The sequence below is a fragment of the Bacillus thermozeamaize genome, from assembly GCA_002159075.1.
GTDB lineage: Bacteria > Bacillota > Bacilli > ZCTH02-B2 > ZCTH02-B2 > Bacillus_BB > Bacillus_BB thermozeamaize.
In genome coordinates, this window is the sequence record LZRT01000081.1 from 1 (window position 1) to 13,518 (window position 13,518).

Annotated in this window: 10 protein-coding genes; 9 read left to right on the forward strand and 1 reads right to left on the reverse strand. The window is 56.0% G+C overall.

Translation table 11 applies throughout. From position 1 onward, the window contains the following. Nucleotides 1–382: 382 nt before the first annotated feature. The gene (locus tag BAA01_12830; GenBank protein OUM86977.1) at nucleotides 383–727 is read left to right on the forward strand and encodes a hypothetical protein; all 345 of its coding nucleotides are present in this window, start codon (nucleotides 383–385) and stop codon (nucleotides 725–727) included. Here the strand turns inward: BAA01_12830 and BAA01_12835 are convergent. Further along, nucleotides 699–1,037: a hypothetical protein gene (locus BAA01_12835; protein ID OUM86978.1), complete on the reverse strand. Its 339-nt coding sequence runs from the start codon at nucleotides 1,035–1,037 to the stop codon at nucleotides 699–701. The genes BAA01_12830 and BAA01_12835 overlap by 29 nt on opposite strands. Nucleotides 1,038–1,195: 158 nt before the next feature. Between BAA01_12835 and BAA01_12840 the strand changes: the two genes are divergently transcribed. From BAA01_12840 to BAA01_12875, 8 genes are all read left to right on the forward strand, one after another. Then, nucleotides 1,196–3,475: a glycosyl hydrolase gene (locus tag BAA01_12840; protein ID OUM86979.1), complete on the forward strand. Its 2,280-nt coding sequence runs from the start codon at nucleotides 1,196–1,198 to the stop codon at nucleotides 3,473–3,475. Nucleotides 3,476–3,620: 145 nt separating this feature from the next. Continuing rightward, complete coding sequence (locus tag BAA01_12845; GenBank protein ID OUM86986.1) at nucleotides 3,621–5,396, forward strand: hypothetical protein; 1,776 nt, start codon at nucleotides 3,621–3,623, stop codon at nucleotides 5,394–5,396. Continuing rightward, nucleotides 5,393–6,463, forward strand: coding sequence for a hypothetical protein (locus tag BAA01_12850; protein OUM86980.1), 1,071 nt, complete (start codon nucleotides 5,393–5,395; stop codon nucleotides 6,461–6,463). The genes BAA01_12845 and BAA01_12850 overlap by 4 nt, the downstream gene beginning before the upstream one ends. Nucleotides 6,464–6,555: 92 nt before the next feature. After that, complete coding sequence (locus tag BAA01_12855) at nucleotides 6,556–7,860, forward strand: sugar ABC transporter substrate-binding protein (protein OUM86981.1); 1,305 nt, start codon at nucleotides 6,556–6,558, stop codon at nucleotides 7,858–7,860. Between the two features lie 88 nt (nucleotides 7,861–7,948). Continuing rightward, nucleotides 7,949–8,830 (forward strand): ABC transporter permease, encoded by an 882-nt coding sequence (locus tag BAA01_12860; protein OUM86982.1) that lies wholly within the window; start codon nucleotides 7,949–7,951, stop codon nucleotides 8,828–8,830. Further along, complete coding sequence (locus BAA01_12865; GenBank protein ID OUM86983.1) at nucleotides 8,827–9,654, forward strand: sugar ABC transporter permease; 828 nt, start codon at nucleotides 8,827–8,829, stop codon at nucleotides 9,652–9,654. The genes BAA01_12860 and BAA01_12865 overlap by 4 nt, the downstream gene beginning before the upstream one ends. Nucleotides 9,655–9,819: 165 nt before the next feature. Beyond that, nucleotides 9,820–11,835, forward strand: coding sequence for a beta-galactosidase (locus tag BAA01_12870; protein OUM86984.1), 2,016 nt, complete (start codon nucleotides 9,820–9,822; stop codon nucleotides 11,833–11,835). Between the two features lie 17 nt (nucleotides 11,836–11,852). After that, nucleotides 11,853–13,193, forward strand: coding sequence for a glycosyl hydrolase (locus BAA01_12875; GenBank protein OUM86985.1), 1,341 nt, complete (start codon nucleotides 11,853–11,855; stop codon nucleotides 13,191–13,193). Nucleotides 13,194–13,518: the final 325 nt, after the last annotated feature.

A 13,518-nucleotide genomic window follows, 5' to 3' on the forward strand; every position in this document is an offset into this window, starting at 1 on the left:
CTCCGTCAGCATTCGGAAGTTGCTAAGGGACGTTATACGACCGACCAAAGGATACGTTAACGGGATGATCCGGTTGCTTAGGGGGCCGTGGCAGAGTAGCACAACGGGCATGGCATTGAAAGGGCTTGGAGGATACTAATACCAGAAAAATGATTCGCCAATCCCATAAGGAAGAAGATCAAAAGCGCTTACAAGGGAAAGGTTCTTTTCAAGTTCGCATCCAGAATCCAAAAAAGGTGCCCACACTAGCTTGACTCAGACGAGCGGGGGATCGGGCTGGTCAATTTGACGGAGATGGTGTATTACGTGTACAAACCGGCGCAAAACCGGATCGAAAAGCGCAACATTCTGCGATATTGACAAAAATGCCGCCGCCGTTTGCGTGGTGCGCAGGCGGCTGACCGGTTGGTCGGCGGTTGCGCTGTTGCTGGCTGTGGCGGTGCCGGCAGCGAGCTTCGTGTTCAGCCTCGGCCGGCCGGAAGGGTTCAGGGAGATCGACTATATCGTCGACCGGCTGCGGAAGGGCAGTATATGGGCGATGCTGATCACGTTGGGGCACCTCTGTTTGCTGGTGTGGTGGGTGTCGATTTTGACGGTGGCGAAAAAAACGAAAAAGCGGACGGTGATTCAAACCGACCGCTCGTATCCTGAGAACATAACCCTTCCGTCGCGGATCCCGCCATCGGTGCAAGCGGCTTTTATTCTGCCATCAATCCGACGATCATGAGAATCAGGATCGAAACGAACGGAACCAATGACAATACGAACCCGGCGATCGCGAACCCTTTGCCGTTGGACGTCTTGAACGACAATGCGCCAAAGATGATGCCGATGATGTTGACGATGAGGCTCAAAATCGCGATCATACCCACCGCGGCATACGCGGAGTCGGTTTCCGACTGGATGGACCCCACGGTGATGAACAACACCAAGAGCAGCAGGATTCCGAGCAATCCCAATATGAAACTGGTGAGCGCAAATCCGAAACGATTAGGGTTCGTTTTCTGAGAAAAAAAATATAAGTTAACAATGTCCAATGAAAGCGGTTAATTTTCTGGAATGACTTTTGCCCGGCCAATCCTTATACTAGAGCTTAAATCAAGGTATCCGGTCCAACCTGGTATCCAGTGTATTCAGTCCGGTGTGCACATGTCGAGGGAATCCGATTTTAGGGTTTCCATGGGGGAATCTGTAAATGACACAGCGGGACATAAAGGCCATCGTCAAGCAAATGACGTTGGAAGAAAAGGCGTCTTTGTGTTCAGGTCTGGATTTCTGGCATACAAAAGCGATTGAACGATTGGGCATCCCGTCCCTGATGGTCACGGACGGGCCGCACGGGTTGCGCAAACAAAAGGGGGCGTCCGATCACCTCGGTTTGAATGAGAGCGTTCCGGCCACGTGTTTTCCCACGGCTGTCGGGTTGGCGTCATCGTGGAATCGCGAATTGGTGGAGCGGGTCGGGGCTGCTTTGGGCTTGGAGTGTCAGGCCGAGAATGTGGCGGTGTTGCTGGGGCCCGGGGCGAATATTAAACGCTCCCCGCTATGCGGCCGCAATTTTGAGTATTTTTCGGAAGATCCGTATCTGTCATCCGAAATGGCGGCGAGCCACATTCGCGGCGTGCAAAGCCAGGGAGTCGGCGCTTCGCTCAAGCATTTTGCCGCCAACAACCAAGAACATCGCCGGATGTCGGTCGACGCCGTCATGGACGAACGCACGTTGCGGGAAATCTATCTGGCGAGTTTTGAAGGGGCTGTGAAGCAGGCACAACCCTGGACCGTCATGTGTTCGTACAACCGGGTAAACGGCGAATACGCCTCGGAGCATCCGCGGCTGTTGACGGAAGTGTTGCGGAATGAATGGGGGTTTGAAGGGGTCGTCGTTTCCGATTGGGGAGCGGTCAACGATCGGGTCAAAGCGCTGCAGGCCGGCCTCGAACTGGAGATGCCGGGCAACGGAGGCCTGGGGGACGCGAAAATTGTGCAAGCCGTGAAGAACGGCGAACTGCCGGAAGACGTGCTGGATCGGGCCGTTGAGCGTTTGCTTCGTATGATCTTCAAGGCCGTCGACAACCACAAACCCGGCGCCGTCTTTGACAGGGAGCGGCACCATGCGCTGGCGCGGGAAGCGGCGCGGGAATGCATGGTTTTGCTCAAGAACGACGGCGCCTTGCCCCTTCGCAAGGAAGGCAGGATTGCCGTCATCGGCGAATTCGCGCTGAAACCGCGCTATCAGGGAAGCGGCAGCTCGCTTGTCAATCCGACGAAGCTGGATGTGCCGCTGGAAGAGATGAAGGCGCTGGCGGGAGCGGCGGAAATCCTGTACGCGCCGGGGTACCGGGTCGAAAACGACGAGACGGACGAACGCCTGCTGCGGGAAGCGGTGGAGACCGCGAAGCGGGCGGACGTGGCCGTGGTGTTCGCCGGACTTCCCGACCGCTACGAGTCGGAAGGTTACGACCGAAAGCATCTGCAACTTCCCGCCAGTCACCGGGAACTGATTGAGGCGGTGTCCGGCGTCCAGCGCCATGTGGTGGTCGTGCTGAGCAACGGGGCGCCGGTGGAAATGCCGTGGCTTGACCGGGTGAACGCGGTGCTGGAAGGCTATCTGGGCGGACAGGCGTTTGGCGGCGCGGTGGCCGATCTGTTGTTCGGAGAAGCGAATCCGAGCGGCAAGCTGGCGGAGACGTTCCCCCGGAAGCTTTCCGACAATCCGTCCTACCTGAATTTCCCCGGCGAAGGGGATCGCGTCGAATATCGGGAAGGGCTGTTTGTCGGCTACCGGTACTATGACGCCAAGGAAATCGAGCCCCTGTTCCCGTTCGGCCACGGGCTGAGCTATACGACGTTCGCCTACGAGCGGATCGAAATCGACCGGGAGCGGATGCGGGAGCACGAAACCGCGACCGTGCGCGTGACCGTTGCCAATACCGGGAAGCGGGCGGGTCAAGAGGTGGTGCAGCTTTATGTCCGCGATCCGGAAAGTTCCGTCATCCGTCCGGTCAAGGAGCTGAAAGGTTTCGCGAAGGTGGAGTTGCTACCGGGCGAACGGAAAACCGTTACGTTCCGGCTGGATCGCCGTTCTTTCGCGTACTACGAACCGGCGATCCGGGATTGGCGGGTGGAGAGCGGCGTTTTCGACATCCTGGTCGGCGCTTCCTCGCGGGATATCCGTCTGCGCGCCACCCTTTACGTCGAATCGGACGTTCGCGTCCCCTGGGTGATTGACCGGAACACCCTGGTCGGCGACTTGCTGGCCGACGAGCGAACCGCTTCATTCATGCGGCGATGGTTGGACGAATACAACCCGTTCGGGCCGGCTTCTGCGGAAGAAACGAACGCGATGTTCGAAGCGATCATCCAGTATTTGCCGCTGCGCAACCTGCTCGTGTTCAGCGGCGGCAGGCTGACCGAAACGCAATTCGAAGCGCTTCTGGACGAACTGAACCGCCTGGTGTCCGGAGTTACGCCCTGACCGTCCGAATGTAATGGAGGAGAGGCATGAGGCCTCTCCTTTGGTTTATACGAAAGGTTGTGGATAAAAATAACATCTGATATCGGATATGAACCGTCGTATAATGGTGCTGAAAATCGGCTGGGGACAGGCGGTGACCCTGAACATGTTCCGGTGGCTGGTGCTGCCGTTTCGGCGGAGCATACGCAACAAACTGATGCTGAGCATGGTGCTCATCGCGGCCGTTCCGGTCATGGTGGTCACGTTGCTGGCCATGGAGAACGTCCGCAAATCCATGGAATATGAAATTATCCAGTCCAACCGGTCCAGGTTGATCTGGGTCGGTCAATATCTGGATGAACGGCTGCAGCGGCTGAACAACCTGATCTATTCCATTTTGTACAGCCCGGGGTATGTGGAAAATATCGAGAAGCTCGATTCCGATTCGCTCGGTCAGCAATTTGCGGCGCAAACCAGTCTGATGGATCTGCTGACGTCCACCCTGTATTCGGAAATCGACAGCTTGTCCGGGATCGAGCTGTATACGATGACCAAGCATAAATTGTTCTATGTCAGCAATTTGCAATTCTCGATCACCAACACCGACACGATCCCCGAACCGTGGAAAAAGATGTTCGACAACCGGATAGACGTGCAGATTATCAACCATCCGTCGCAACCCGACCGTTTCTATTTGATGCGGACCATCAACCGGTTTGAGGACCGGAGCAAGCAGGGCGGCATTTTGCTCGATGTGAAATGGGGCATGATGCAGAATGTGCTGGATATGGCCAATCCGGAGAAGGAAAGTTTGGTCTATATTGCGGACGGGAATGGAAACCCCTTGTATGCGCATCGCACCTCCGCCATTGATCCCGCCTCGTTTGTCCATGTGCTGCAAGGAGTGAGCGGGGCGGGAGTCGTCAAGCACGGCGGGCATTACGTGTTTTACAGCGCGCTCGAATCGTGGCATCTCCTCGTGGTGAAGATCATACCGGAAAGTCAAATTAATGAAAGCGCAAACACAACGGGGCGATACGGTTTGGTGATCGGCCTGGCCTCGGTGCTGGTTTCCGCCTGCGTGGCCATTTTGATCGCCCTGCAGACGTCCAAGCCGATTGTCAAGCTGGCCAAATCGATGCAGAAACTGAATGTGATGAAGCCGGCAAACCTTCCGGAGCATCACGGCAAACCGCGCATCGACGAGATCGGCATGCTGGAATCGAAATTTTACAGTATGACGGAACGGCTCAGGGATCACATCACGACGGAATATGTGCTCAACCTGCAAAAACGAACGGCGCAATTGAAAGCGCTGCAAGCGCAAATCAATCCGCATTTCCTGCACAATACGCTCCAGATGATCGGCGGCATGGCGCTTTCCAAATCGCCGCACGATATCTATCAGGTCATCCGGGCGCTAAGCGACATGTTCCGCTATATTGTCCGCGAGTCCGACCTGTCGACGTTGGACAAAGAGTTGTCGCATGTCCGGAACTTTATGGTGATCCAGGAACAGCGCTTTCCGCAGAAATTGCGGTTTGAAATTGACGCCGAGCCCGGATTGGCATCGTGCAAAATTCCCAAGCTGACGTTGCAGCCGATTGTCGAGAATGCGGTTCAATACGGTCTTGAGCCTCAGATCGACCACTGGCACGTCAGGATCACCTGCCGGAAAAGCGCGGAGAACGTCATCATTACGATTCAGGATAACGGAGTGGGCATGCCCCCCGATCAATTGTCGGCCTTGCAAAAGAGACTGGAGGCGAACCACGATCCGGTTTGGGAAAACGAAGAACGGATCGGGCTGCGGAATGTGAATGCGCGGATCAAGATGCATTTTGGCCCGCAGTACGGCGTTTGGATCGAAAGCAGGAAGGACGCGGGTACGAAAGTGACCATCACGATTCCCGACATCAAGGAAAGGCGGGATGAACGGTGATCAAAACGCTCATTGTCGATGATGAACCCTGGACCAGGGAAGTCATCAAACAATTCGGCTTGTGGGAGCAATTCGATATGCGGATCGTCGGGGAAGCGGACAACGGTCTGAAAGCGATCGAGATGATCCGTCTCCATCAACCTCACCTGGTCATTACGGATATGCGCATGCCGGGTGTCGACGGCGTGCAGTTGCTGCAATATCTGGATGAACATTTCGGAGGCATCAAGGTCATCGTCATCAGCGGCTACGACGATTTTGTCTATACCCGGCAAGCCATCCGCAGCAAAGTGCACGAATATTTGCTCAAGCCCGTCGATCCGCAGGAGCTCAACACGGCTCTGGGCAAATGCCGCGAGGAAATTGCCGCCCGTTTGGCGTGCATGACGCCGGGCGCCCTGGATAGCGAAACAATCGGGGTGCTCAACGGCGCCGTCAAACGAATCGCCGCGCTGCTGCTGGAAGGAGAGCGGGAAGCGCTTCATGAGGCGTTTGAAGATCTTTACCGGAAGTTTTTGCATCTGGAGCACTCGAAAGCGTTGATCAACAGGGTCTATCACGACTTGTGGAAATTGTGGGAGGAAACCGTCGTGTTGCACGGGCTGGATATCCGGGAGACGGATGTCCGCTACGATCCCACATCGGCCACCTGGAGAGCCACCATCGAGGTCCTGCAGGCGATGTACGACAAGGCGTTTGAAAAACTTCAGGAGGACCGAAAGTATCGGAACAAAATCAATCTGCTGGATGTCAGGCAATTCATTGAGCGCCATTACACGGAACCCCTGACGCTGGAAAGCATCGCCAGGTGTTTTTTTGTCAGCAAGGAATATTTGAGCCGGGCATTCAAGCAGGAAACGGGATGGAACGTCTCGGATTACATCCTGCGGCTCAGGATGGAGCGGGCAAAGGAGCTGCTGATCCGGGACCGGTTGCCGATCAAGGCCGTCGCCCGGTTTGTCGGCTACGAGGATGTCGCCTATTTCTATCGCCTGTTCAAAAAGCATTTCGGCGTGACGCCCGGTGAAATCCGAAAAGCCAACGGCCAGGTCAACAAAGTACAATGAAAGCGGTTAATTCTCTGAAATTACTTTGCCCGTGCAAATCCTTATACTGAAGCTGAAAAACGCATACAAACCGGAACAGGGAGGTCACCGGGATGAAAAAGGCAAGCCTGATTCTCGCAAGCGTTTTCCTCCTGACGGGCGTGATCCTTTCCGCTTGCGGAGGAAACGGTGAGAAAAACGAAACGCAGGCACAGGGGGCGCAGGAAAGCCAAAACGCCGAGGCGAGAGAAGTGACGCTGAAGCTGTTCATTCCGCAGCCCCGGCTGAAAGACCAGTACGACGCGTTTATTGCAAAGTTCGTCGAGAAAGAAAAAAGGGACAAAAACATCACGGTGAAGGTTCAACTGGAGATGCCCAACGCCGAAAACGCCCCGCAAATCCTGAAAACCCGTCTGGCGTCCAACGACGCGCCGGACGTCTTTACGGTGCACGCCATCAACGAAATTCCGACATTTTACAAAGCGGGCTATCTGGAAGATCTCTCGGACCAGCCGTTCGTCGACAAGCTGCTGGACAGTGTGAGGGCGTCCGTCACGATCGACGGCAAGGTGGTCGGCGTGCCCATGGAGACGCTCATGTGGGGCTACTTGTACAACAAGAAGATTTTTGCGGATCTCGGATTGACCCCGCCGATGACGCTCAGCGAAATGAAGCAGGTGGTGGAAAAGCTGAAGGCGAACAACATCACGCCATTCCTGCTCACCTACAAGGAGTCCTGGATGCCGCAGCTGTTCCTGCCGCTGTCGGTGGGCGCCCTGGTCAATACGGAAAATCCGGACTTTATCGACCGGATGTATAAAAATGAAGGTTCGTTCGCCGAAATGAAGGCCATGTTCGAGATCATCGACCTGGTGAACGCCAACGGCACGGACCGCGCCATGGAAATCGGCCCGGACGAAGGTTCCGCCCACTTCGCCCAGGGCAAGGCGGCGATGTGGGTGAACGGGCCCTGGCACGCGGAGACGATCCTGAAAGCCGACCCGAACTTTGAATTCGGCGTCGCGCCGCTGCCGATCAACGACAACCCGGACGCGACCATGATCAACCTGTCGACCTCCACGACGTTTGTCGTTTCGCCCACGAGCAAAAACAAGGACGTGGCGCTCGATTTCATCAACTACATTCTGGATGACGAAGTGTCCAACGAATTTTATCAAAGCCTGAAGTTCAACCCGGTGGCGAAAAACCACACGTTCGAAAGCTATCCGTGGGTGAACGAAGCGAGCGAGTATGTCAAGGCGGGCAAGGCGTACCAGGATCCGTCCATTCCGCAGGCCGTCAAGGACGAATCCGGAAAGGTGCTGCAGGCTTACTATACCGGCCAGGCCACGCAGGACGACGTGATCGCGGCGCTGGACAAGGCGTGGCAGGACTTCAACAAGATCAACAACCAATGACTTCGCAAGGCGGACCAAGAGAACGTGAAAATAAAGACAGCCCGGTGCTGTCTTTATTTTCACGAAATCGCCCGGAAAAGGTGAGCTCATGATCAGAAAGCATAAACGCGTCCTTTCGTTGTTGCTGTTTGTGGCGCCCGCCTTCGTTTGTTACTTTTTCTTCCTGCTCATTCCCACATTCGGGGGCATTTTCTACAGCTTCACGGACTGGAACGGATTGAACCGGACCTACCATTTCGTCGGGTTGGCCAACTTCGTGGAGGCGCTTAGGGACGACCGTTATTTCGTCCATTCCCTCTGGTTCACGTTGAAATACGTCGTCTGGATGGTCGTGCTGCAAAACGTCATCGCGCTTGCGCTGGCCGTGCTCATTGAATCGAGACTGAGATCGAAAGCCTTTTTCCGCACCGTCTTTTTCATGCCGAACATGATCAGCCTGATCATCAGCGCCTTTATGTGGATGTTCATCTTTTCCCAGGTGTTGCCCCAAATCGCGGAAAAAACGGGCCTGTCGTTCCTCGATCAGTCCTGGATCGGCGACCCGAAGTATTCGTTTTTCTCCATCCTGATCGTCTCGCTCTGGAACGGCGTCGGCTACATGATGATCATCTACATGGCCGGACTGCAGGGCGTGCCGCAGCATTTGAAAGAGGCGGCGATGATCGACGGGGCCAACGCGTTCCAGACGTTCTTTCGGGTGACGCTGCCGATGATCACGCACGCGATCACCATCTGCCTGTTCCTTACGCTGAACGGCGCGTTCAAAGTGTTCGAGGTCGTGTACGGCTTGACGGGCGGGGGACCGGGGCGAAACACCCAGGTCATCGCGCTCAACATTTACGAAGAAGCGTTTTCCAACAATTTCCGTTACGGATACGCCAGCGCCAAGGCGATGATTCTGTTCCTCCTCGTGCTGGTCATCACCGTGATTCAGGTGAGCGTCCTGAAGAAACGGGAGGTGGAAGCGTGAAGCGGCGGAAACTCTGCGATCGCGTGATCACGCTTGTCCTGGCGGTCGGGGCGGTTTATACGCTCTTTCCGGTCTACATGGCGGTGATCAACTCGTTCAAGACGCAGGGCGAAATGCTGAAATCGGTGTTGTCATTGCCCACGAAACTGCACTTTGAAAACTATACCAACGCTTTCCGTGAAATCAACATGCTCCAAAGCGCCATGAACACGGTGGTTGTGACGGTGATCGGCATTACGGGCATCATCGTCTGCGCGTCGCTTGCGGGATACAAGCTGTCCCGCACGCCGGGCAAGCTGAGCAACTTCATCTTTTTCATGTTTGTGGCGTCTATGCTGGTTCCGTTTCATTCGATCATGATTCCCTTGACCCGCATGGCCAAAAATTTGGGCTTTCAGGGAACCACTTACGGGCTGGCGTTTATCTATGTCGGTCTGGGCGTCAACATGGCCATCTTCCTGTATCACGGCTTCGTCAAATCGGTGCCGCGGGAGCTCGAGGAATCCGCCCGCATGGACGGCTGCGGCGAATTGCAGACCTTCGTGCGCATCATTTTCCCGTTGCTGCTGCCGATCACGGTGACCATCGCGATTCTGGATTTGCTGTGGATCTGGAACGACTTTTTGCTGCCGTTGCTCATGCTGACGGACGTGAAGCGTTACACGTTGATTCTGGCGACGAACATGCTGTTTGGCGAGTACAACAACGACTGGTCGCTCATTCTGGCCTCGCTGGTGCTGACGGCCATTCCCGTGGTCGTTTTCTACGCCTTCTTTCAGAAATACATCATGCAGGGGATCACGGAGGGGGCCATCAAGGGTTAGCGGTCCGGCCGGGGTCCGGCCATGATCCGGTCATGATCCGGCCAGGGCCAGACTATGGTCCGGTCAGGGGCCGGCCCTGGTCCGGCCAGGCTGGGGTCATGCCCGGCAAAAGGCCGGTGGCCGCTCCCGCGCCCATCGGTCCGTGAAGCAAGGGGGGAAGATTCGATGGATCGGTTGTTGTATGGGGTCGCCTATTACGACGAATATATGCCCTACGACCGCTTGCAAAAGGACATTGAGATGATGAAAGAAGCGGGCATCAACGTGGTGCGGATCGCCGAATCCACGTGGAGCACGTACGAGCCGCAGAAGGGCGTCTTCGATTTCCGCTCCGTCGACCGGGTGCTGGACGCGATGCACGAAGCGGGCATCCGGGTCATCGTGGGCACCCCGACGTACGCCGTACCGACGTGGCTCGTGAAAGAGTACCCCGACGTGCTGGCGGAAACGCCGAACGGCCGGGGCAAGTACGGGCCCCGCCAGATCATGGACATCACCCATCCGGCTTACCTGTTTTATGCCGAGCGCATCATTCGGAAGCTGCTGGAGCGGGTGAAGGATCATCCGGCGGTGATCGGGTACCAGACGGACAACGAAACGAAACATTACCATACGGCCGGTCCGAATGTGCAGCTGCAGTTTGTGAAGTATTTGCGGGATACGTTCGGTTCGCTGGAGGAGATCAACCGCCGGTTCGGGCTCGACTACTGGAGCAACCGCATCAACAGCTGGGAGGATTTCCCCTCCGTCGTCGGCACGATCAACGGCAGCCTCGGGGCGGAATTCGCCAAATTCCAGCGGAAGCTCGTCGCCGATTTCCTGGCCTGGCAAGTGCGCATCGTCAACGAATATAGGCGGCCGGACCAGTTCGTCACGCAAAACTTCGATTTTGAATGGCGCGGTTACTCGTACGGCGTGCAGCCGGACGTGAACCATTTCGAAGCTTCGAAGCCTTTCGACGTGGTGGCGGTCGATATTTACCATCCTTCGCAGGACCGGCTGACCGGCATCGAAATTTCATTCTGCGGCGACATGGCCCGCTCCCTGAAAGGTTCGAACTATCTGGTGATGGAGACGCAGGCGCAAGGCTTCCCCCAATGGGTGCCCTACCCGGGGCAACTGCGGCTGCAGGCGTTCAGCCACCTGGCGTCGGGGGCCAACATGGTGGCCTACTGGCACTGGCACTCCATCCACAATTCGTTCGAGACGTATTGGAAAGGCTTGCTCAGCCACGATTTCGAGCCGAATCCCGTCTACCGGGAAGCGCAGACGATCGGGCGGGACTTCGCCCGGCTGTCCGACCGGCTGGTCAACCTGAAGAAGACCAACCAGGTCGCCATGCTGGTAAGCAACGAGGCGCTGACGGGGCTGGAATGGTTCAGACTGCCCGGCGGGAAGTACAATTATAACGATATCGTCAGGCGGATGTACGATCCCCTCTACAAGATGAACGTGGGCGTCGATTTCGTGCATCCCGGTTCGGAGGATCTGGAACGTTACCGGCTCCTCGTCGTTCCGGCGCTCTACGCCGCTTCCGATTCGCTGCTTCGGCGTCTGAACGAATACGTGGCCAACGGGGGGCATGTCGTCTACACGTTCAAGAGCGGCTTCGCCGATGAATATCTGAAAGTCAGGACAGGCGTGCAGCCAGGGATCATCGGAGAGGCTTGCGGCATCACCTACAGCCTGTTTGTCGAGCCCGTCGGCGTCACGTTGAAGGACGATCCGTTCGGCGTCGGGCGGGAACATCATGGCATTGAAGCGTGGATGGAGCTGATCACGCCGACGACGGCGGAAGTGCTGGCATACTACGACCATCCGTACTGGGGCGACTATGCGGCGATTACGCGCAACCGGTACGGAAAAGGCGTCGCCATGTATGTGGGATGCCTGGCGAGTGAAGCGGTCATGGCCAAGGTGCTGGAACTGGCCGTGAAAGAGGCCGGGCTTTGGGGAGCGGATCAGGAACTGCGCTTCCCCCTGATCGTGAAATCCGGCGTGAATCAATACGGCAACACGATTCGATATTACTTCAACTATTCCCGTAATCCGGTCGCTTTCCCTTATCGGTACGGCGATGCGGTCGAGCTTTTGTCGGGGCAAACGATTCGTTCCGGACAAACCGTAACGTTGCAACCATGGGGCGTTCTCATTCTCGAAGAGCGCCAAACAACTGAATGATGAGGAGGGGCAAGGCCATGGATCGGGCGAACATCCGCTGGATCTCCAGCACCAGACAGTCGGCGTGGATCGAGAAAGAGGTCGCCGGCGACGGCGCGGGCGATCCCAATCTGATCATCACCGGAGATACGTTTCAAACCGTGGAAGGGTTCGGGGGTTGTTTCAACGAATTGGGGTATGTCGCCCTGGGCCGCCTGTCCGAAGCCGAAAAAACCAACGTGCTGGACGCGCTGTTTGATCCCGACGGCGAATTGAAGTTCAGCATTTGCCGCATGCCGATCGGCGCCAGCGACTACGCGCTGGAGTGGTACAGCCTCAATGAAACCGACGGCGACGTGGCGATGGAGCATTTTTCGATCGAGCGGGACCGAAAATATTTGATCCCCTACATCAAGGAAGCGCTCAAGCGAAACCCGGAACTCAAGATTTTCGCTTCGCCGTGGAGTCCGCCGACGTGGATGAAGTACCCGAAAGCCTACAACTACGGCACCTTGCGCTGGGAGAAAGAGATTCTGCAAGCGTACGCGTTGTACTTCGTCAAATTTGTCCAGGCCTATCGCGAGGAAGGCATCACAATTCACCAGATCCATGTGCAGAACGAAGTGGTGGCCGACCAGAAATTTCCTTCCTGTGTCTGGACGGGGGAACAGCTGCGCGATTTTATCCGGGATTATCTGGGGCCGGCGTTTGAGCGGCACGGTCTGGAGACCGAAATCTGGCTCGGCACCATCAACGCCCCGGAACCGTGGGACGTATACACCAAAAAGATATCCACGGACTACGACGCCTACGCTAATACCGTCCTCAGCGATCCCGAAGCGTACAAATACATCAAGGGCGTCGGTTACCAGTGGGCCGGCAAATACGCCATCCAGCGCACGGTGGCGAGCTATCCGGAACTTCGCTACATGCAGACCGAAAACGAATGCGGGGACGGCAACAATACGTGGGAATATGCCCAGTATGTGTTTAATCTGTTCCAGCATTACTTCTTCAACGGCGTGAACAGCTACGTATATTGGAATATGGTGCTTGAGCCGAAAGGCCGCAGCACGTGGGGATGGGAACAAAACTCCATGATTACCGCCGATCCCGCTTCCGGGCGGGCGATTTACAACCCCGAGTACTATGTGATGAAACATTTTTCCCATTTTGTCGTTCCGGGGTCGGTGAGGTTGGGTCTGAAAGGGAGGTGGACGGGGAACGCCGTCGCTTTCGCCGCACCGAACGGGGATCGGGTGGTCGTCATCGCCAACCCGTTCAAGGATGCCCGCACGCTTTGCCTGTCGGACGGCTCGGGCGTCCAGTCGTTCGAACTGGAACCCGAATCGTTCAACACGATCGTTCTTCAGGCGTAACAGGATAAGGTGGATACGATACCGGTGAGCGTCTTGCCGGTATCTTTTTCTTTATGTTTTGTCGGTCTATTATCTGACTTGCTGGTACGGGGAAACTTTGCGGCCAAACGGTTAAGAATGATCGGTTTACGATATAATAAAGTCAAATGAAAAATGTGGTGATATCAACATGACGCGTGATGAAATTATCCGTATTTTGGATAGTGTCCCGTCAAGTGGTGGAAATTCCGCTATAGAGACGTACACCTAATTTTACTTCTGTAATACAGCCACTGGTTCTAGCGGTTGAACGGTTTTGCCGGCAAGTTGCGCCATGGACTCCAGG